We start from the raw sequence: 22048 nt of genomic DNA on the forward strand, positions 1-22048 counted from the left end.
ATGACGGACCTACACAGCCACATCCTTTACGGGATAGATGACGGAGCAAGGAGCCTGGAGGAGAGCAGAAGGATGCTTCTCCAGGCTAGGGAAGTAGGATATAGGAGGATAGTGAGTACAAGGCACTATCCCAACAATCAGTTTAAGGGTGACGGGGAAGATTTCAGTATCTCTCAGAGGCTGGAGATAGTGAAATCTGAAGCTGAGACCCTTGGAATGGAAGTGCTCAGGGGAGCTGAAGTGATGATAAGTCCCGAAACCCTCAGGGAGATAGAGGACGGGCAGGCGGATACCCTGGGAGAGAGCAGGACTGTTCTCATAGAGTTTCAGGTAGGAAGCATCGAGAGGGGCGGACTGGAGAGCGTGAGAAGGATCGTGGAAGCGGGATACATTCCCCTCATAGCCCACGTAGAGAGGTACAGGTGGAAGACCGAAATCCTGGGAGAACTGAAAAAGCTTGGGGGAATACTCCAGATGAATATGAGAGCAGCAGCTCTTGGGAAGGACCAGTGGAGGGAGTGGCTAACTTCCGGTCTCATAGATGTCCTGGCCACCGATGCCCACAGGGCAGAGGGGAGGAGCTATGAACTGACAGAGGAGATAGCTGCTCTAAAGAGTCTTTTGGGTGAGGAGAGGTTCAAGATCCTCACGGAGATAAATCCCGAAAGGCTTCTGGCTGGAGAGGAACTTATACAGTGGGAGGAAAAGCCTGAAGAAAAGATAAGTTCATTAGGTAAACTCCTCAGACTTGTTAGAAGAAAGAAAAAGTAGGAAGGTTTTTTAATTTATAATTTACAATGGGGAATTGACAATTAAAGGATCTAAGGCCTGAAAACCTTATCTTTGCCACGAATGGACACGAATTATGGAAGTAGAGATCTGTGGAAGTATTAATACAATAAAGATTGAAGTTTGTGAAGATCAGTGTAAATTAGCGGCTAAAAGATTATTTGTACCTTTTGTCTTGACACAAGAACGAACAAAAGCCCTTTAGCACAGAGTCTCAGAGAGCGCAAAGGTTCACGGAAGAAATCTAAAAGGAAACAACGTTTAAAAATCAAAATGTTGCGGGAAATCATAGTCGTCAATATCTTGACTCTTTGATTTACGCGATTTTGTCACGAATTGCACGAATGGACACGAACAAACCTTAAAAGATGTTGAATTTGGTCGCAGATTACCACAAATTACACAAATTAATCATTAGAGATTAAGAGGCTAACCACGAATGACACGAATTCAGAAGGTAAGGGTCTGTGGAAGTATTTACACGAATTTTGATTTTAAATAATTAAACACCGTCTTTATATCGATGAAGCTTTGTGCTTAGTTATCCACTAGGCCGTACGCCAGAATAAGTTCCGCAGTGATAAACTCATATGTTTTGCATAGGGAGCGAGGACTGTAGCTATTAAAGGCCGTAGAGGAATCATTCAACTTTAGAGAGATGATAAAGAGGGCCAGGTTTTCTTTGGTTCGTTTCTTCGCAGTGAATGAAATGAGGAAGTACTCTTGGGGTATTGCTGGTCAAAAGAAATGAACATATTTATTTAAGAGAGAGAAAATTTTTATAAATTAAAAATCTAATATACCCCCATCTAGGGTATGTACTTCCCCCTTGGCAAGGGGAGAAGATAAGAGAGGGAACAAAAAATATTTGCCACGGATCACACAAATTTATGAAAATGGAAGTCTGTGGAAGCATCTACTCGAATAGATAATCTAATAAATAAGCCCTTCAACGCAAAGGCGCAGAGATCTCAGAGATTCACAGAGAAAACCTTATTACTTTGCACGAATAGACCAATCAATAACAATAAAGAGGATTATAGGTTAGATTTTTCAGAGTACTTTCATAGTACAGATATAATTAGTGAAAATTCGTGTCATTCGTGACAGAAGAAGATTTTTAAAGGCAATAAGTTAAGAAAAGAGAAGAAAGAAACTCTGGGGAAGAGGAATTGAAAAAGAGAGAGGGGAAGAGATGAAGAGAAGAATTATGGGAGCAGCACTAATAGTCTTATCGGTGGCATCTTTAAGTTACGGGAGGGAGCTGGATCTGGACGGAGCTTTGGATTTGGCTGCTACTGGAAACCCGGATATAAGAATAAAGGAACTGGAAGGCAGAAAAAGGGAGTTAGAGGTAAGCAAGGATAAGAAAGAATTCCTACCTGTGGTAAGTGCAAGGACGATGTACCTGCCAAAGGAAAATAAGGACGGAGATGACGGATGGGCACCGACATTTGTAGGGGCTAACCTGCCACTGTATACCGGTGGGATCCGTAGGGCAAATCTGGCTAAGAGCAGGATAGACATGGAGATACAGGAAAGAGAGATGGAGATCCTGGATCTGGATATCAAGGAGCAGGTGGTATTTCAGTACTTTGATATCCTCAATACCAAGAAGAATATAGAGGTAAATAAAACACTGATAGAAACCCTGAATAAGCAGAGGGATAGATTAAGCGGACTCTATGAGGGAGGGAGACTGATTCCAAAATCTGAGCTCCTCAAGGTGGAATCGGATATCCTGAAAGCTGAAGCGGAGCTCTATACATTTGAGCAGACCCTAGAAGTGGAAAAATACAATCTGAAGATCCTCCTGGGGCTGGAGATGGAAGAGGAGTTAACTCTATCGGCATTTGACTACCAGGAGGTGGATCTGTCGGTATATGAGATTGAATCCAATGTAAATACAGCACTGGCTCTGGGTAACAGAGCAGATATAGAGAGGCTGAAGGTAGAGAGGGCAGAGCAGGATGTAAAGATTGCAAGAGCAGAGTTTCTCCCTAAGATAAATGCCGCTGCAGCATATGTAGCAGACGAGGGATATGAGGATTATGAGAATGACTATGTGGCAACTATAAGTGCTACCTGGAAGCTCTTTGACTGGGGAAGCAACTTTGATAACCTGAATCAGTCTAAGATAGGGCTGGAGCAGGCAGAGATAGAAAGCAGGAGAGGCCTTGATAATGTAGAGGTGGAGCTAAGATCTGAATATGCCAATATGAACAGCCTGTATATCCTTACAGAGAGCGAGGAAAAAAACCTGGCCATAAGGAAGGAAAACCTGAGGATAGATACAATGAGATATGACGGCGGCTTTATCGGATCCTTTGAATATCTGGATTCAGTGACGAAGCTAAGCCAGGCTGAGAGTGAGTTTTTTAGGCTCCAGAGAGACCTTGTTCTTTCAGAGATAAGATATCAGGATCTACTCAAATAATAATATTTCGCACCTTTTGTCTCGTGAAAAGTAAGCAATTTTAATTGCTATACTTTTCCGCAACGTTAAATGATTTAACGTTGTTTCATTTGTATCAACGTAATAAAATTACGTTGCGGCAAATCATAGTCGTCACTTTATGACTCGGTGATTTTCACGAAGTTCAAGACTTCCGTTAATTGTCTTTTGGGGTACAGCAAAGTTCCCGACTCTTTTTATAGGCTCTAGATAGAACCTATCCTGTATGACGAGTCGAAGTAACTTACCTCAGTGAAGCTTAACGACTAACTGCAGTCGGCCTATAAAAACTTTAAACACTTACCACGAATGAGGCTAATTATGAAGGCAAGAATTTGGGGAAGCATTTACACGAATTGAGGTAAAAAAGTCCTCTTCTAAGTTGACATAGCTTTGTACTTAAAAGTTGCACTAGACCGTACAACAGCTTAAGTTCCGCAGCAAAGCGAGGACTGTAGCTCATAAAGGTCGTAGAGTAAAAATTAAACTTATGAAACATTGAAGAAGAGGTGTCTTTTCTTGGGTACTTTCTTTGGACAAGCAAAGAAAGTACAAAATCATTAAAGGAAGTTAAGAGGAAGATACACCAAATATAAAAAATAGAAAGAACCATGGGAGATATAGAATGAATAAGAAATATTTAGCTATAGCAATACTGGCTGTGGGGCTCCTGGGAGGGGCAGGAATAAAGGCAGTAAACAACAGGGGCGTGAAGGACGTACGTCTGGCCACTGTAGCCAGGGAGAACCTGGAGGAGAGTGTAAGACTGGAGGGAGTAGTGGCTCCCAAGAATATGTACAACCTCTATACAGAGGTGCCTCTGGTTGTGGACGAGGTAGTTGTGAACCTGGGACAGGAGGTCAAGGCGGGAGATGTCCTGGTGAAGTTCAGCCAGGGATCGGTAGAATCTGTGGAGAACGATATAAGAGGTCTGGAGCTGGACCTGAGAAACGCCAAGTTGGAACTGGATGACCTGGAGTCGGGAAGTATGAAGCTGGATCTGGATTCCAGAAAGCTGGAAACAGAAAGAATGGAAAATCAGATGAAGAGTCTCAGAAGGAAGGAGCTGGTAGTGAAAAATGAGCTGGCTAACCTTACGGAGGAAGCAGAGGTAAAGATGCGGCTCTTTAGTGCAGAGGGGATCTCTTCCATAGAGGCCAACGATGTAATAACAAGAAAGGCCAGAAAAGAGATGGAGTATGAGGATATAAAAACTGAGGTTATTATTCTTCAGGAGAGGATGTCTCTGTCTGTAATGGGATATGAGAGGCTGAAGAGGGAGCTTGCCATCCAGAAGAATATGATAGAGAGCAGGATCGAGAAGTATCAGCTTTCACTTAACCAGATGCACAGCAGGTTTATAACTGAGCTGAAGGCACCTGTAGACGGTGTGGTAAGTGCCCTGGAGGTGGAGAACGGGACACCGGTAACACCATCAAAGAGGGTTATGACCATAGTTACCCACGATGATTTTGTGGTAAAGGCAGATGTACCTGCAAGTATCGTGGAGACCCTGAGGGTGGGCATGGATGCAGACATCGTATCCAGGGACAACTATGAGGACAAGATATATTCCGGTAAAGTTGATAAGATCGCCAGAGTAATAAAGACTGTGGACAGAGGAAACTATGAGGACAAGGTAGTGGAGGTAGAGCTTTCACTGGACAGTGCAGAGGGACTGAAGCCAGGATCCCCTGTGGATATAGATATCCTGGGTAACCGTATGGAGATGATCACAGTGGTGGATGCTTTCTCGGTACTGGAGGAGAACGGAAGAAACTATGTGTATACCATAGAGGAGGGAAGAGCCAGAAAGCAGGAGGTAAGCATAGGTGTAAAGACCTTCTCCAAGTATCAGGTTCTGGATCTCCAGGAGGGAACTGAGATAGTGGTAAATCCCTTTGCCATAAGAAACGGTGATAAGACTAGGGTGATGAGGTAAAAGAGAAAATTTATAATTTATAATTGAAAATTGACAATAGAAAATCAAAGTCAAGACATCTGACACGAACCCCCCAAGGGGACTTCCTCGCTACGCTCACAGCGTTACACAAATTATGAAAGTAGAAGTTTGTGGAGGTATTTATACGAGTTAAGGCTTAAATGGGTGAAGGGTAGGGGCATGAAATAATAAAAACTAGCCCTTTAACGCAGAGCCTCAGAGAACTCAAAGGTTCACAGAGGAGACCTCAAACATTATTTTTGCCACTAATCTTCACCAATCGACACCAATAAAGACAGATTATTAGTTTACACTTTTAGAATACTTCAATAGTAGATCTACAGAATTAGTGAAGATTCGTGTTAATTTGTGGCAAAAAAAGGTTTTAAACTTAACTAAAGGTTTACACAGATTAAAATATAAAATCTAGACACTTGTCACGAATTACCCTAATTATGGAGGTAAGAGTCTGTGGAAGCATTTACACGAAATTTTTATCAAATAATTAAAAACTTTAATTATTTAGTTATAAATTCAGCTAAGGAATACTAATGTTTTTTATATTCGTGAAAATTCGTGTCATTCGTGACTGAAAAAAAGACTTTGAACTTAGTTGAAGATTAAAAGAAATTAGTTTTTTAAATTATCCAATATTTTTTAGAAGGAGCACAGATGAAATTTTACCTTTGGACAGCAAAAAAATTCATATGGGGGAACAGGGGAAGAGCCATAATCCCCCTTCTGGGGATAGCAGCAGGGGTTTCCCTGGTGTTTGTGATCCTGTCTATTGGTGAGGGGGGGCGGCGTACAGTACGGACTGATCTGAGCCTTCTGGGAGAGAACAGGATAATGGTTGTACCCGGGAGCAGCAGGAGGGCCAAGGCCTTTGATGAGAGGGATGCAGCCAGGATAGAGGGGATCCCCGGAGTGGAGTATGTGCATCTTACTGAGAACAGGGCAGTTGCCACCACCTCCAGGGGGAGCCAGGTAGAGGTGACGGGGTATAGAGGTAAAGCCATGAATGCCATGGAGATAGAGGTCGTTAAGGGCTCTGGTTTTCCCCTTGGAAGAGGTGAGATCCTCATCGATGAGAGGACAGCCAGGGAGGAGTATGGAAGCCTGGATGTGGCCGGGAGAGGTCTGGAAATCGGCATGGGCAGCAGGAAGAGTGAGTATAAGATCTCCGGGGTATACCGTAACGGCATGGACAGCATGAAGATCCACGGGGGAGCCATGGTGGCTGGAGGAGAGATGGAGGAGATCCTTGGAAGGATAAGATCCCGGGAGATGATCGTCTCCTTCTATCCCGAGGAGAAGCCCGAGAGGAGCTATCCCCTTATCCTCAGTACCTTAGACAGATCCCACGGAGGAAGAAACTTATACAGGATCTCTGAGACCAACGGCAGGTATCAGAGGATAAAAAAGATAATGAAGATAATCAATATGTCCCTGGGAGCCATGGGAACGGCAGCCCTCCTTCTGGGGGGAGCTGGAGCAGCGAACCTCATGCTTCTTTCTATAAATGAGAGGAGATCCCACATAGGTATCCTGAGGGCTGTGGGGACACCGGGAGCGGGAGTGGGGAAGATCTTTCTCATAGAGACCCTGATCCTCACCACAGCGGGGGGACTTCTGGGAATTCCCGGAGGATTTATAGCCTCGGAGGTAGTGGGAAGGGTCACAGGAGTGAGTCCAAGCTACGGCCTGTGGCAGGTAGGGGTGACTCTCCTTATAGCCATAGCCATGGGAGGAGTGGCTGGGTACTGTCCTGCCATGAAGGCGGCTAGGATGGAGCCCATAGAAGCGATAAGGGATAATTAAAAACCAAGAAGTGGAACCGCGAATGGTCACGAATTACACGAATAAAAAGAAGCGGTGGGAGAAAAATTAGATAATAATAAGCCCTTCAACACAGAGGCTCACGGAGAGAAGATTTAGACCTTAGTTTGCCACGAATGGACACGAATTATGGAAGTAGAAGTTTGTGGATGTATTAATACAAAAGGTTGGTTTTATTAGTGAAGATTAGTGTAAATTCGTGGCTAAAAGAATTTGATCTTAGTCACAGATTTAAACAGATTAGACCCCCTTCTCGGGAGTGTGCTTCCCCCTTGGTAAGGGGAGAAGATAACAGGGGAAAAGGTAAACATTAATCACGAATTATTTTAAAATTAAGATTATTTATAGAAAGTTAACTTTGACAAATTTGACTTGAAAAATATACTTTGTGAAAAAATATTAAAAAAAAGATGAATATAAGTGACTTTGTCACTTATATTCATCTGGAAATTAGTGTAGTATATTTTCTGTAAGGGTGTATATGGATTAACCTGGAGTGAAAAAGGATTTTGTACCTTTCTCTTGAAAAAAAGGTGCCCAAAGTTCAAGACTTCCGGTAATTGTCTTTGGAGGTATAACATATTAATCGTTTCTTTTATGGACTCTGGATAGGACCTAATAAGTCCGACGAAACGGAGTAGGGATAACAGAGAAGTCGGACGACTATCTACAGTCGATAAAAAGCTTCGTGATCTCTTTGCCACCAATTAACACTAATATCCACTAATAAATATTTTAATGAAGTGATGTGGACTATGTAATCAGAAGCTTCTAAAAAGATCTACATAAAAACTGATTTTATTTTATGAAGATTCGTGTAAATTCGTGGCAGAAAAAGATTTTGGTCTTAGTCACAGGTTAGATCAGAAGACATAATTAAGGTTTAATGAGGAAACAACGTCAACGGTTTTTGACGTTGCGGGGAACCATAGTCGTCAAGAGTTTGACTCCTTGGTTCACACGTTTTTTTAGATTGAAAAGAGAACTTAAATAAATTTATTTGAAATATATATTGATATATAAAATATAAATATTGTTCTAAAGAGATTTTTTGAAGAGTGAGGATAACCTCAAACTAAGGATAGTTTAAAAAATTTGAACGACTTTGTGACAAAGTCACAGAAATGATTTTGCCTGGAGGAGGAGGTTTAAGGTAATTAAAGCTTGTTCTAGAGGCGGAAGTGAGATTAGAGAAAGATAAGTACGGGCGTAATTAACATTTACATAAAATTTAATCTAGGGGAGGAGAGAGATGTATAAATTTAGCCTTAGACGAAAGGGAAAGATAATCCTGGATGTGGGATCTATCCTGCTGGGATTCCTGGTAGCCCACCTTTTAAAGTATGACCTGACATGGAGCGATGAGCTGCAGAAGGACCACCACGGGGTATATATAATGTTTTTCCTGCTGGTATATCTGCTGCTTAACCTTCAGAATAAAAGCTGGAGGTACACGAGTATAGTGGAGATAAGCCAGATCATATTCACCAATATAATGGCGGGAATACTCATGCTGGGAACATTTATCCAGCTGGGGCAGAGTATATCTGTTTCCATGCTGGTGTTTACCACGCTGATCTGCACCCTCTTCCAGCTCTTTAACAGATATGTTCTCAGAGTGATGAGGTATGTGGAGACGATGAACAAGGTAAAGGGGGACGGAGAGCTGGCCCTGGTAATAGGAGCTGGGGAAGCCGGGGAGAGCATCGCCAAGGAGAGCAGAAAGAACCCCAACTTCAAGTATGATATCCTGGGATTCCTGGATGACAACCCCAAGAGGCATGGAGTAATCCTCCACGGTTACAGGGTACTGGGAGGAAGGAATAACATCCCAAATATCCTGGAAAAGTACAGGGTGAAGACTGTAATCATAGCTATCCCGTCGGCTACCGGCGAGGTAATCAAGGAGCTGAGAAATTACTTTGTGGATACAGATATAAAGATAAAGGTGCTTCCTGCAATGGAGAGCCTGCTGGATGGCAGATCCACGGTAAACCAGCTGAGAGATGTAAAGATAGAGGACCTTCTGGGAAGGAAGGAAGTGTCCATCAACAATGAGAACCTGGACAAGCTCATAGAGGGAAAGACGGTATTTGTTACCGGTGGTGCAGGAAGTATCGGAAGTGAGCTGGGAAGACAGATAGCTAAGCACAATCCCAAGAGACTTGTGGCCATAGATGTGAATGAAAATGACATCTACTTCCTGGAGCTGGAGCTCAAGAGAAGGTACAGTAACCTCAACTTTGTAAGTGAGATATGCAATGTGAGGGAAAGGGATAAGGTGGAGTGGCTCTTTGACAAGTACAGACCGGAGCTGGTGTTCCACGCCGCTGCCCACAAACACGTACCCCTCATGGAGCACAACCCGGAGGAAGCCATAAAGAACAATATTATGGGAACCAAGAATGTGGCGGATGCTGCAGAGAAGTACGAGTCGGAAAGGTTTGTACTGGTATCCACAGATAAGGCGGTAAACCCTACCAACATCATGGGAGCCACAAAGAGAGCCTGTGAGATAGTGATCCAGGAGAAGGCAAAGAATAGCAAGACCAAGTATATGGCTGTAAGGTTTGGTAATGTGCTGGGGAGTAATGGAAGCGTAATACCTATCTTCAAGAAGTTAATCGAGGAGGGGAAGAACCTGACACTGACCCACAAGGATATCACCAGATACTTTATGACGATACCTGAGGCTGCCCAGCTGGTTATAGAGGCGGGATACCTTGGAAGGGGAGGAGAGGTATTTATCCTGGATATGGGGGAACCTATAAAGATAATCGACCTGGCCAAGAACCTGATAGAGCTGGCTGATGCTGATGTGGGAATAGACATAGTGGGACTCCGTCCCGGAGAGAAGCTCTACGAGGAGCTCCTCTACGATGTAAATGCTGCCATAAAGACGGAGAACAGGAAGATATTTATCTCCAAGCTCAAGGAGGAGGCAGTGGATGTGGAGAACTACCTTAAGGTACTCAAGAGAGAGGTAGTAGATCCAGATGTGGATATCATAAAGGGGATAATGAAGGAGTTTGTATCCACCTATGCTGAGCCTAGTCATCACTTTGAGGAGAAGAAGGCTCCTGTGAGAGAGAAGCTAAGAGAAGCTCAGGTAGAGGAAGAGATAGTTGCTGTGAAAGGGAAGGTGGCTCTAGCATAGAGAAAGATAAAAGCAACGTTTTAAAATCAAAACATTACACCTTTGCCACGAATTTACACGAATTAGTGAGTAACAATCTGTGGAAGTATGAAGAAAAGAAGATTTTTCATTCTCTACAGAGCCTAAACCTATAATAAAACTCAGAATTTCCTCAAGAAATCTGAGAACTAAAAAATAAACTTATTAATATCAATATTTTTTAGTTACGCAATGAAGTTAACTCTTGGAGGGAAGTCCGACGACTGCCTGCAGCCGACTTATAAATCTTTGGAAATTATATTAGGGCGATATGAAGATGGTAGAAGGACACTATAAATTTTTTTTAGAATTAGAGTAGAGATTATTCTTTAGGAGAGAAAAGTGAAGAAAGTTGTGATAGTAGGCGGTGGAGGCCATGCCAAGGTGGTTATCGATGCAATAGAGGAGATGATCTCTGCGGGAGAGGAAATAGAGATATCAGGGTTTTTGGATGACAATGAGGAAAATACTGAGATATACGGATACAAGAGACTTGGAAGTATAGAGGAAGCAGAAAGCTATAAGGGAAATCTCATTCATCTGGCTGTAGGAAATAATGGTTTCAGAAAGAAGTTCTACGAGGAAAATAAAGGATTTGAGTACCTTACAGTTATTCATCCAAAAAGCATTGTTTCAAGGAGAGCTGAGTTAGAAGAGGGATGCTTTATAGGGGCTGGAGCTGCTGTAAATGCAGATACTGTCATAGGAAGACTGAGCATTGTGAATACCAAGGCTGTTATAGAACATGACTGTGAGATCGGAAGATACAGCCATATCTCCTACGGAGTTATTCTAGGTGGCGGGAGCGGTACCGATGAAAGGGTATTTATCGATATGGGAATTACAGTAGAGAGAAATAAAAAAATAAAGTTAATATAGGAGTTTGGGAGGAATGAAGTTGAATTATCTAATAGTAGTAGCTCATCCAGATGATGAGGTATTGGGAGCTGGAGCGACAACTTACAAACTGACACAAGAGGGGCATAATGTGAATGTTTGTATTTTGTCTGGGGAGGTTAATGTAAGAAATTATAGGCCTAGTGACGACGAGCTGGAAGAAGATGTTAACAGTTCCATGAAAATACTGGGAGTTAATAAGGTCATAAAGGGAGATTTTCCAAATATTAAACTAAATATGGTGCCACACTTAGAATTGGTCCAGTTTATTGAGAAGGCTATAGTAGATACCGAATCTGCAGTTGTAATAACTCATCACCCTTCTGATTTAAATAATGATCACCTTCACACATCATTGGCTTGTCAGGCTGCAGTAAGATATTTTCAGAGAAATTCAATGGTAAAGCCGTTAAAGGAACTGTTGTTTATGGAAGTTCCTTCAGCCACTGAATGGTCTCTAAATAAATCTATGAATCAATATAACCCTAATACCTATATAGAGGTAGGAGAAGAAGGAATCAATAAAAAGCTTGAAGCTCTATCTCAATACAGGGGTGTAATGAGGGAGTATCCGCATCCCAGAAGCAATGAAGCAATAAAGGGTCTTGCAGCCTACAGAGGAGGAGAAGCCGGAATGGTTTATGCAGAGTCCTTTGAGAGTGCTTTTAGACGTGGATTTTAAATAGGTGGGAGATGGAAAGATGAAGAAGAAAGTTGCATTTGTTACATGTGTTCAGCTTGGATTGAGCTGCATAGAGGAGATATACAGAATTGGCGGAGAGTTAGATCTGCTGATTACACTGAAAGATGAAAAAGCAAAAAAGAAATCAGGTAGAATTTATCTAGATGAAACAGCCTCCAATTATGATACACCACTATTAAAGATCGATAACATAAATGATATAGAGGTATTGGATGCTTTAAAGAAGCATGAGATAGACTGGTTATTCATAATCGGGTGGTCCCAGATAGCCAAAATAGATGTTCTGGAAGCACCTAGCAAGGGGTGTATTGGAATGCATCCTACGCTTCTTCCCAAGGGCAGAGGAAGGGCTGCAATTCCTTGGGCTATACTCAAAGGTCTTGATAGGACAGGAGTAACTATGTTTAAGCTGGATGAAGGAGTGGATACAGGTGAGATAATAGGCCAGGGGATAATTAATCTAAATGAGAGTACCACAGCTACTAATTTATATGAAGATGTTAACAGGATGCATGTAGACCTTATCTCCAAGTATTGGGAGGATATTATAACTGATAGAGTTTCCCTCACAAAGCAGGATGACACTCAGGCTACAGAATGGCCGGGAAGAACAGCTAAAGATGGAGAGGTTACCAGTGAGATGACTATGGATGAAGCAGAGAAGCTGGTAAGAGCAGTAACCCATCCGTATCCCGGAGCATTTTATGTAAAAGATAATAAGAAAACCATAATATGGTCTGCTAAAGTCGATAAAGAGAATGGATCGATAAAGCTTGTGGATGGGTATCTGGAACCAATTGATTTCGAGGTGGAAACAATAAATGAAGAACAATAAGATAGATCTAATATTAAAAAGAGTTATTGATATCAGCGTTTCGCTAATTGTTTTAATTGCTCTTTTACCGATATGGCTATTAATAGGGATTTTAATAAAGGTGACATCTGAAGGTCCGGTATTTTTCCTTCAGGAGAGGCCGGGACAGCATAAAAAGATATTTAAAGTTTTTAAGTTTAGGACTATGAAGCCCGGGTCGGAAAAAATGGTTAAGGGGCAGGAAGTAATGAAGGATGATGCAAGGGTCACTTCTATCGGTAAATTCCTAAGGAGAAGTAAGCTGGATGAAATCCCTCAGGTGTTAAACGTATTGAGGGGAGAGATGAGCCTGGTAGGGCCAAGACCGGAGAGGATAGCCTCACTGGAAGACTATACTCCAGAAATATCTAAGAGACTTAACGTAAAACCCGGGGTGACAGGACTTGCTCAGGTCAGCGGAAATATATATCTGTCACTGGAGGAAAGGTATAAACTGGATGTATATTATGCAGAAAACTTCAGTTTAGGTCTGGATATAAAGATTTTTATCAGAACTGTTGGAGTAGTACTGTTTGGAGAGGAAAAGTATACAAATAAAAGTTTGGTAAGGGAGCAGGGATAAGATGAGAAAAAAGAAAACCCTTATGATAACCGGAGCTAGTGGATTTGTAGGCAGTAACTTTATAAAAAAGTACAGTGAGAAATACAATATAATTCCGGTTTGTTTAATAGAAAATAAGCCGGAAGAACTGGACTATAGTAGTGTCGATTGCATTCTTCACCTTGCTGCTCTAGTGCACCAAATGAAGGGAGCTCCAGAGGAAAGGTATTTTGAAGTAAATACTGAGTTAACCAGAAGAATAGCAGTAGAGGCCAAGAAAGCAGGGGTAAAACACTTTGTATTTTACTCTACTGTAGCAGTGTGGGGGACACATGGCTACTTTGATCATGATAGAGTAATAACTTTAAATACTCCAACTAACCCCGTAACTCCTTATGCTAAAAGCAAGTTAAATGCTGAAAAAATATTAGAAGAATTATCAAATGAAAATTTTTTAATATATATTTTAAGGCCGCCTTTGGTTTATGGAGAAGGGTGTCCAGGCAATATTCCCAGGTTAGAGAGATTAATAAAAAAGCTTCCAATAGTACCACTTGGCAATGAGGAAAATAAAAGAAGTGTTGTTCATATAGAAAAATTAATTGATGAAACTGAGAGGATAATAGAGAAAAATCAATCTGGTTTATACATACCAAAAGATGATAAAGATTTATCTATTAGAGAAATAGTGGAGTTACTAGCGAAACAAAGTAGAAAGAAAGTTGTTTTGATAAAAATGAATTTTGCTTTAATAAAATTATTGCATAAGATAAGACCAAATATTATATCGAGTTTATATGGAAGCCTGGTATTTAAAATAGCAAATAATGAGGTGAAATAATGGAAAAACCAATAAGAGTTTTACAAATAGTAGGAAGAATGGAAAGAGCAGGACTTGAAACACTGATTATGAATATTTATCGAAACATTGACAGGAGTAAAGTTCAATTTGATTTTTTATGTCATTTTGGAGAAGAGGCTCATTACAATGAGGAAATAAGAAGCTTAGGTGGAGAAATCTATGAAATGCCTAAAATTAAATCGATGACAAAAACATATTACTGGAAAGTTTTTGAGTATATCAAAGCCTTGAATAGCTTTTTTAAAAAACATCAGGAGTTTAATGTTATTCACGGCCATATGACAAATACAGCTTCTTTATACATGCCTTTAGCTAAAAAACATGGCGTAAAAACATGTATTGCGCATAGCCATCTAACAAAATCCAGACAGGGTTTAACAGGAAAGGTCACAACTTTATTACAATTACCTATTCAAAAACTTTCAACGGATTATTTTGCTTGTTCTAAGGAAGCAGGAAAATGGCTTTTTGATAAAGCTGCAATAAATAGTGAAAGGTTTAAAGTTATAAATAATGCTATTGATTCAGAAGCATATGAATATAATGAAAAAATTAGAGAAAAATATAGAAAAGATCTGGGACTAAAAAATGACTTTGTGATTGGTCATGTAGGGAGATTTTTCTATCAAAAGAATCATGAATTTTTAGTAGATATATTTAATGAGATTCAAAAGCAACACAAAAATTCAAAGTTACTTTTAATCGGCAGAGGAAAGTTAGAAAATGATATAAAAGAAAAAGTTTCAAAGTTAGGCTTGGAAGATAAAGTATTGTTTTTAGGAGTAAGAGAGGATATTTCTAAATTGATGCAGGCCATGGATGTTTTTGTTATGCCTTCACACTTTGAAGGGCTACCTGTTGTAGGAGTAGAAGCACAGGCTGCAGGCCTTAAGTGTATTTTTTCTGATAAAATTACTGATGAGGCGGACATATTAAAAACGAATAGCTTTTTAGATTTAAGTGAGGGAGCTACGTATTGGAGTAATGAGATCCTTAAGTATAAAGATGGATACGGAAGAAAATCAACAAAAAAAGAAATTGTAGATAGAGGATATGACATAAAAGCTCTAGCTAAGTGGATGGAAGAGTATTACATTAATAAACATAGAGGGTAGTAGCTTAGGAAAAAGGGAGTTGGATAATGAAGATAATATATATAGTTTATAGGGAAGATAATACTTTAATATTTGAGTCCCAAGTATTGAAATATTTAAATTTGGCTAAAAAAGAGCACTACGTTGATTTAATGCTATTTAGAAATCATGAGACTTTTTTTAAGAAGAAAGAAGTTGAAGAAAAGATTTCTAAGTATCTAACTAAGTTTATTACTCTTCCTTCATTACCGCCACTTTTTGAATTTCAATTAAAAGTTGATGCATTAAGGTTAAAGCATAGAGTTGAAAAAAGTTATAAAAAGGATGAAGCTATTTTCATAATGTGTAGAGGAGAGCTTTCAACATATATAGCTAAAAAAGCATTTAAAAATTTTGAGAACGTACATATTTTATATGATAATAGAGGCTTGCCTATTGAAGAGTTAGAAATGAGAAATAAGTCTAATCTTATTTATAAATTAAATAAGAGGGTAAAGGGAAGAGCTATTAGTTTTTCAAAAGAAAATTGTAATGCATACTCTTTTGTAACGAACAACTTAAGAAATTACCTGATAAGTGATTATGACTATTCAAGGGATAAGGAGTATTTTATTATACCAACACTAGCGGATAAAGAGAAGTTAGATCAAGGTGTTTTAAATAAAATAAAGAATGAAATAAATTATGATAATAATAACTTTTATGTAACTTATATAGGGTCTGTAGCTGCTTGGCAATCTATAACTAAAATATTTGATGTATATTTAAAAGTAAGAGAAAAAATAAAGGAAGCTAAGTTGTTAATTTTAACCAATGGCGAAGTTAACTTTCCTGAAAATATCACAAAAGAGATTCAAGAGTCAATAATTATAAAATCTGTAAAACATGATTTTGTAAAATACTATTTAGAGATTAGTAATTTAGGACTTGTTATAAGAAATAACAATATTGTGAACAAGGTAGCAGCACCAACAAAAATATCGGAATATATAACTTATGGAGTTCCTTTACTATATTCAGGAAAAATTGGTATTTTGGAAGATTTAGAAAACACTCATGACAGGAACCACTTCATTGATATTTCAAAGAATGATTGGCTGGAGAAAGTGGAGTGCATTAATAGTGAAAGAAATAAAAAAGAAAGTAATTTTGATGAGACTTTTAGTATGAAAAAACAGCAAAAATATTTACTTAATAAGATTGAAAAACTTTTTAAATAAAGCGGTGATATTTTGATTAATAAAATTATTTACGAATACGAAAATCTAAGAATAAAATACTCAAATTATGAAATATTAAAGAAAGTATATGTAAGGTTATTTGAAAAAATATTTCATGTTTTTAATGAAAGTGTAGTGATTAAAATAAAAAGTGAAATAAAAGATGGAAAGTTTGATAAGTTTATACCGAATGATCTATTTTTTTTTAATTCAAAAGATAAAAAAAAATACAATAAATTTCTAGAAGAGTTAGATTTAGATAAAAATATAATTTTTCAGGCCAATAAAATATGTGATCATAAATTTAATTTATTAGGAAGTGGAGAAATTAATTTAGGAAGAAAAATTAATTGGCATAAGGACTATAAAAGTGATTTTTGCTGGCCAAAGCTGTATTATAAAAAATTGAAAATTGTAGATCTAAATAATGATTCAGATGTAAAATTCCCATGGGAACTTTCTAGATTTCAGCACATACCTACTTTAGGTCAGGCATATTGGTTGACTAATGATGAAAAATTTGCTTTAGAGTTTAAAGAAGAAGTTGAGGACTGGATTAAGGAAAATCCAGTTTATATAGGAGTGAACTGGACTTGTACAATGGATGTTTGCATAAGAGTAATAAACTTTATTATAGGTTATTTTTATTTCAATAATTCAGCGCACATTGATGAAAAATTTAAGAAAAATCTATTTAAAAATTTATATGTATCAGGAAAATTTATAAAAAGAAACCTAGAGTGTGATGTGGTGGGTCATGGTAATAATCATTATCTTACTAACTTAGTAGGCCTAATATGGTTAGGATTGTTTATGAAAGATTTTGATTCAGAAGCAAGAAAATGGTTAGATGAAGGATTGAATAGGCTCCTTTCAGAGTTTGAATATCAAGTAAATGAAGAAGGAACAAACTTTGAGGCATCTATTCCATATCATAGGTTAGCAACTGAACTATTGCTAAGCACCACAATTTTATGCGAAAAAAATAACATTAAATTTGATTCAAATTATACGTTTCGGCTAGAGAAAATGTGTGAGTTTATTTTGAATTATACAAAAAATAATGGCTTAGCTCCACAAATAGGCGATGCAGACGATGGAAGGCTGCATATTTTTTCAAACTATGGACAGGAGGAAAAAAGGGATCATAGACATTTAATGGCAGTTGCTGGAGAGTACTTTAATAGAGATGATTTTAGAGAATGTGGAAAAAATTATAAATCAGAAGCATTATGGTTGACAGGTAGGGCTAAGAATTCTTTAGGGCTTAAGTCTCTAAAAGAGGTAAAGACCATAGGATATCCTCAAATGGGATACTTCATAATTAAAGATAATAGGGTCAATATACTTATAAGGTGTGGGGGAGTAGGACAGGCTGGAATGGGAGGACACGCTCACAATGACCAATTGAGTGTTGAGATTCAAATAGATGGAAATGATGTATTTATAGACCCTGGTACTTTTGTTTATACGGCTAATTATAAAACGCGAAATTTACTTAGAAGCACAGAACTTCATAATACAGTGAGTATAGAAGGGTTAGAACAAAATCACATAGAGGAAAAAGCACTTTTTAAACTTTACGATCGAAGCAAGGCTAAATGTATTAAGTTTGAAAAGGAAGGTGAAAAAACCTGCTTTGAGGGATTGCATTATGGTTACCAAGAAAATCTAGGAGTAGTACACACCAGAAAAATAATCTACGATCCTAAAAATTATAAGATTGAAATCACAGACTCTATTAGTAATAATAAAGGCTTTAAAGCAAACTGGATTTTAGGTAGTGATGTAAAGGTAGAAAAGTTTGATGAAACTATAATAAAAACATCTGATGAAGTGACTATACAATGTAACAATGAATGTTTTTTAGAAGACGTGTTAGTTTCTCCTAGTTATGGAGTTAGTTTAGAAAGTAAAAAAATTGTGAATAAAGCCAAACAAGAAAATTATTTTGAAATTAAAATACCTGTTAGAAAAGAGGAATGTTAATGTTAAGTTGTCATAGCTGGTTAAAGAAAAAAATATTAATTATTGGTCCTTATCCTCCACCTATTGGAGGACTATCTATTCACATAAAAAGGTTTTGCGAATTTTTATTTTCAATAGGTGAGACAGACTTTGCGCTGGTGGATGACAGTAAAAACAATTCAATAAAAGATATAAATAACATGGATATTATCATTGGGAAGAGAAAGCTCCTTATACTTTTACAATTGTTGTTCATGAGCAGAAATAGGGTAATACACTATCATTCACATTCCTGGATTATGAGGTATATCTTAGTGAAAATTTGTAAATTGAGGAAAATAAAAATTTGCTTTACTTTCCATAGTTTTAGAGATGAAATTGATAGATTTAACTATTTTAAGAAAAAAATAGTTAAATGCGTTTTAGAAAAGGGAGACCATTTTATAGCAGTTAACTTACTTATAAAAGAAAAGTTAATAAAATATGGGTGTAGCCGAGAGAAGGTATCAGTCATTCCAGCATTTATAAAGCCTATTAATAATGAAAAATTTAAAATAAAAAAAGAGATTATGGACTTTATAAATAGTAAAGACAAGATACTTACAGCTAATGCATCTGGTATGAGGTTTTATGAGGGAGAAGATTTATATGGAATAGATATGTGTATAGAGCTTTTAGGACGTCTAAAAGTAAAAAGAAGGGAAAAGATTGGATTTATTTTTTTGTTGCCTCAAGTTGAGGATAGCGACTACTTTATAAAACTAAAAAAAAGAATAGAAGAATTAAAGATAAAAAAAGATTTTTTATTTATTACTGATAAAGTTGAGATGTATCCTATATTGAAGCAAAGTTCAATTTTTTTAAGACCGACAAATTCTGACGGTGATGCAATATCTGTTAGAGAAGCAATATCATTAGAAATAACATGCATAGCAAGTGATGTAGCAGTAAGACCTGAAGGAGTAATAAATTTTAAAACACGAGATTTGGATGATTTGGAAAAAATAACTAATAAAATATTAAATAATTATGATTATTATAAAGAAAAAGCAAAAAATAATGAATGCCCAAATTATGCAGAAGAAGGATATAAAGTTTATTCTAAATTATAAAATTTTACTTGAAAATATAAGATTTCTTAGGTTGTAAAAAATAGGAGTAAAAAATGAGAGCAGAAATAATTAGATGTAAAAAAGGTTTTTATAATTTAAAAGAAGATTGGGAAGCTTTGGAAAAAGAAGATGAAAATTTATCTTATTTTAATACGTTTGAATATAATTATCACTGGTTAAATAATTCAGGAATAGTAGATGATAATATTTATGTTATAGTTATTAAAGATAAAAGAGAAGCAATTTTAGGAATTGCACCTCTTTATATAAAGGTAGAAAGAAAAGTTTTATCTTTAAAAACATTAGCTTTTATGGGATGGGGAGATTATCTTAACATCATTTTAAAATCAAAAGATGTTAATAAGACAAAAGTCTTTAATTTTATATTAGAAAACATATTGTCAGAAACAACTTTATGGAATAGAGTTTCTCTTCAAAATATATCAATAGATACCGATTTAGCAAGAGTTATATTAAAACACCAAAATTATAATAAGAATTTTAAATTGCAAGTTGAAAATCCTAAAATTAATTTTTGGAAATATAAGAACTATAATGATTTCAGTTTGAAAAATATATCTAAAAGTACCAAAAATCAGCGTAATAAAATGAAAAGAGAAATAGAATACCTATTTAAAGTAGAAAAGAATCATGAAATAAACAGATATGTAGAAATAAAAGATACTCACACAAAGTTACAGATGAATATGATAAAAAATGATGGGAGAAAAGATCGAAGAACTTTATTTCAAATAGAAACGAAAGGTAAATTCTTAGAAGATCTCTATAATTCTTCAAAAAATATTATAAACTTTTTATTATTAGATAAAGAGAATAAGATAATAGCTTATGATTCTTGCTATATATACAATGATATATTGTATTCTTGGAATATAGCACATGACTTTAAATATAATAAATATAGACCTGGAAGAGTTATAAAACACGAAATAATGAATTATTGTTTTGAGAATAACATAAAATCGTATGATTTTGGATGTGGAAGATACCCATGGAAATTTGAGTGGACTCCAGAAATGAATTATGTCTATAAATTAGAAATTTGGAATAATAGTGATAAAAAGTCTAGGCTTTTAAAAAGCATGTTTAAATTTAAAGAGGCATTAAAATGTTTGAAATAGCATATAAAAGGTTAAAAAATAATAAGGTGCTATCGAGTGGGTTAGTATATTTAGCTTTTTCATTAGGTACGCAACTATTAGGGCTGTTTTATACTCCTCTATTAACGAATACCTTAAAAGTTTCTGACTACGGAATTTATAATCTAGTACTATCTCTTCAAGGAATTATTTCTATAGTATTTACATTATGTATAACAAGTGGTTTCTCAAGGTTTTATAACGATATAAAAGATAAGTCAAAATTTAAATATTCTATATTAAACTTCCTCTTTCTTATAGGTATTTTTAGCACATTGTTGATAATCAATTTCAGCAATATATTATCTAAAATATTGTTGGCAGAGACAGCAAACGGAGACAACTATATCATAATTTTATCATTGGCTTCTATGATAACAGGTTTTATTTCTGTTTACGAAGCAGAGTATATAATGGAGTTCAAGTCGCTTAAGGCATCAATTATTAATTTTTTAAGGATTTTTATACGTTTACTATTTATAAGTTATATAGTGTACTCCTACCAAGAATTAAGTGTTTTTTTGATCTTAAAGGTTCAATTAGTAATTGAAGTCATGATATTTATGACATTATTTTTGAAAGATATAAAAGGTTATAAACTTCAGATAGATATTGAAGAAATCAAAAAACCAGTGACTTTTGGTTTAGGACTTGTTTTAGGGCAGGTTTCAACCTGGATTTTAACATTAATAGACAGACGATTCTTAGTAGAGTATTCAGATTTTTCAGATGTAGGTATTTATTCTCTGGCCTATACAATAGGAATGTTAATTAACCCTGTATTATTAATACCGTTTAAAAAGATATTCACACCTTTTAAATTTAAGGTTTATGATCAAAGAGGAGGCAAGGAAAAGGTTATAGAATTTTTTAATTTCTATATTTTCTCAGGGATTTTTTGTGTTTTAGGTCTCTCTTTATATTCTAAGATATTAGTTACAATACTGGGAACAAAAGAATATTTAGAGGCAGTTAAAGTAGTTCCTTTTGTATCATTTTCTTATTTCTTATGGGGGCTCAATGAATTTTTTGGTTTGGGGCTGAATATTAAAAATAAAAGCTTGTTAAATTCCCTTTTAGCTGGTCTTGCAGCAATATTGAATATTATTTTAAATTTAATTTTAATACCTTTAATCGGAATTTATGGAGCAGCAATAGCAACTTTAATTTCATACGGGTTAACGAACATACTATATTATAAGTGTGGAAAAAAATATTATCACGTAAATTTTGAACTTAGTTATTTAATAAAGTATTTTTGTATATACATTTTTTTATACGGACTATATTCTATTTTAAATTTAAATCTATTAACAGAATTTATAATCAACATATTATTTGTCTTATCTTATTTTTTGATTTGTTTTAAATTAAGGTTGATAAGCATTGATAAACTAAAAAGAATGAGGATGTAAAG

General features: G+C 36.5%; 16 protein-coding genes. All 16 read left to right on the forward strand.

Annotated elements, in window-relative coordinates:
• The 16 genes from QMG11_RS12200 (at window position 1) to QMG11_RS12275 (ending at window position 22046) form a co-directional block, all read left to right on the forward strand.
• A complete protein-coding gene (locus QMG11_RS12200) occupies window positions 1–771 on the forward strand; it encodes a tyrosine-protein phosphatase (RefSeq protein WP_281836304.1) in 771 nt (256 codons plus the stop codon).
• Window positions 772–1984: 1213 nt separating this feature from the next.
• Window positions 1985–3226: a TolC family protein gene (locus QMG11_RS12205; RefSeq protein ID WP_281836305.1), complete on the forward strand. Its 1242-nt coding sequence runs from the start codon at window positions 1985–1987 to the stop codon at window positions 3224–3226.
• 643 nt (window positions 3227–3869) lie between these two features.
• On the forward strand, window positions 3870–5186 hold the full coding sequence (locus QMG11_RS12210; RefSeq protein ID WP_281836306.1) for an efflux RND transporter periplasmic adaptor subunit: 1317 nt from the start codon (window positions 3870–3872) through the stop codon (window positions 5184–5186).
• A 672-nt stretch (window positions 5187–5858) separates the two neighbouring features.
• Complete coding sequence (locus QMG11_RS12215) at window positions 5859–7007, forward strand: ABC transporter permease (protein ID WP_281836307.1); 1149 nt, start codon at window positions 5859–5861, stop codon at window positions 7005–7007.
• A gap of 1270 nt (window positions 7008–8277) precedes the next feature.
• Complete coding sequence (locus QMG11_RS12220; RefSeq protein WP_281836308.1) at window positions 8278–10182, forward strand: polysaccharide biosynthesis protein; 1905 nt, start codon at window positions 8278–8280, stop codon at window positions 10180–10182.
• 360 nt (window positions 10183–10542) lie between these two features.
• Window positions 10543–11079, forward strand: a complete 537-nt coding sequence (locus tag QMG11_RS12225; protein WP_281836309.1) for a PglD-related sugar-binding protein — start codon at window positions 10543–10545, stop codon at window positions 11077–11079.
• Window positions 11080–11098: 19 nt separating this feature from the next.
• Window positions 11099–11779 carry a PIG-L deacetylase family protein gene (locus QMG11_RS12230; RefSeq protein ID WP_281836310.1) on the forward strand — a complete coding sequence of 227 codons (681 nt, stop codon included), beginning with the start codon at window positions 11099–11101 and terminating at the stop codon, window positions 11777–11779.
• A 19-nt stretch (window positions 11780–11798) separates the two neighbouring features.
• Window positions 11799–12635: a formyltransferase family protein gene (locus tag QMG11_RS12235; protein ID WP_281836311.1), complete on the forward strand. Its 837-nt coding sequence runs from the start codon at window positions 11799–11801 to the stop codon at window positions 12633–12635.
• Window positions 12622–13236, forward strand: a complete 615-nt coding sequence (locus tag QMG11_RS12240) for a sugar transferase (protein ID WP_281836312.1) — start codon at window positions 12622–12624, stop codon at window positions 13234–13236. Before QMG11_RS12235 ends, QMG11_RS12240 begins: the two co-directional genes overlap by 14 nt.
• A 1-nt stretch (window position 13237) precedes the next feature.
• On the forward strand, window positions 13238–14056 hold the full coding sequence (locus QMG11_RS12245; RefSeq protein ID WP_281836313.1) for an NAD-dependent epimerase/dehydratase family protein: 819 nt from the start codon (window positions 13238–13240) through the stop codon (window positions 14054–14056).
• Window positions 14056–15192, forward strand: coding sequence for a glycosyltransferase family 1 protein (locus QMG11_RS12250; protein ID WP_281836314.1), 1137 nt, complete (start codon window positions 14056–14058; stop codon window positions 15190–15192). Before QMG11_RS12245 ends, QMG11_RS12250 begins: the two co-directional genes overlap by 1 nt.
• Window positions 15193–15218: 26 nt before the next feature.
• Window positions 15219–16391 carry a glycosyltransferase family protein gene (locus QMG11_RS12255; RefSeq protein WP_281836316.1) on the forward strand — a complete coding sequence of 391 codons (1173 nt, stop codon included), beginning with the start codon at window positions 15219–15221 and terminating at the stop codon, window positions 16389–16391.
• A gap of 12 nt (window positions 16392–16403) precedes the next feature.
• Window positions 16404–18380, forward strand: a complete 1977-nt coding sequence (locus QMG11_RS12260; RefSeq protein WP_281836317.1) for an alginate lyase family protein — start codon at window positions 16404–16406, stop codon at window positions 18378–18380.
• Window positions 18380–19471: a glycosyltransferase gene (locus QMG11_RS12265; RefSeq protein WP_281836319.1), complete on the forward strand. Its 1092-nt coding sequence runs from the start codon at window positions 18380–18382 to the stop codon at window positions 19469–19471. Before QMG11_RS12260 ends, QMG11_RS12265 begins: the two co-directional genes overlap by 1 nt.
• 53 nt (window positions 19472–19524) lie before the next feature.
• Entirely contained in the window at window positions 19525–20613 is a 1089-nt protein-coding gene (locus QMG11_RS12270; RefSeq protein WP_281836320.1) for a GNAT family N-acetyltransferase, read from the forward strand.
• A complete protein-coding gene (locus QMG11_RS12275; protein WP_281836321.1) occupies window positions 20601–22046 on the forward strand; it encodes a lipopolysaccharide biosynthesis protein in 1446 nt (481 codons plus the stop codon). The genes QMG11_RS12270 and QMG11_RS12275 overlap by 13 nt, the downstream gene beginning before the upstream one ends.
• Window positions 22047–22048 lie beyond the last annotated feature (2 nt).

The organism is Propionigenium maris DSM 9537 (assembly GCF_027925155.1).
GTDB lineage: Bacteria > Fusobacteriota > Fusobacteriia > Fusobacteriales > Fusobacteriaceae > Propionigenium > Propionigenium maris.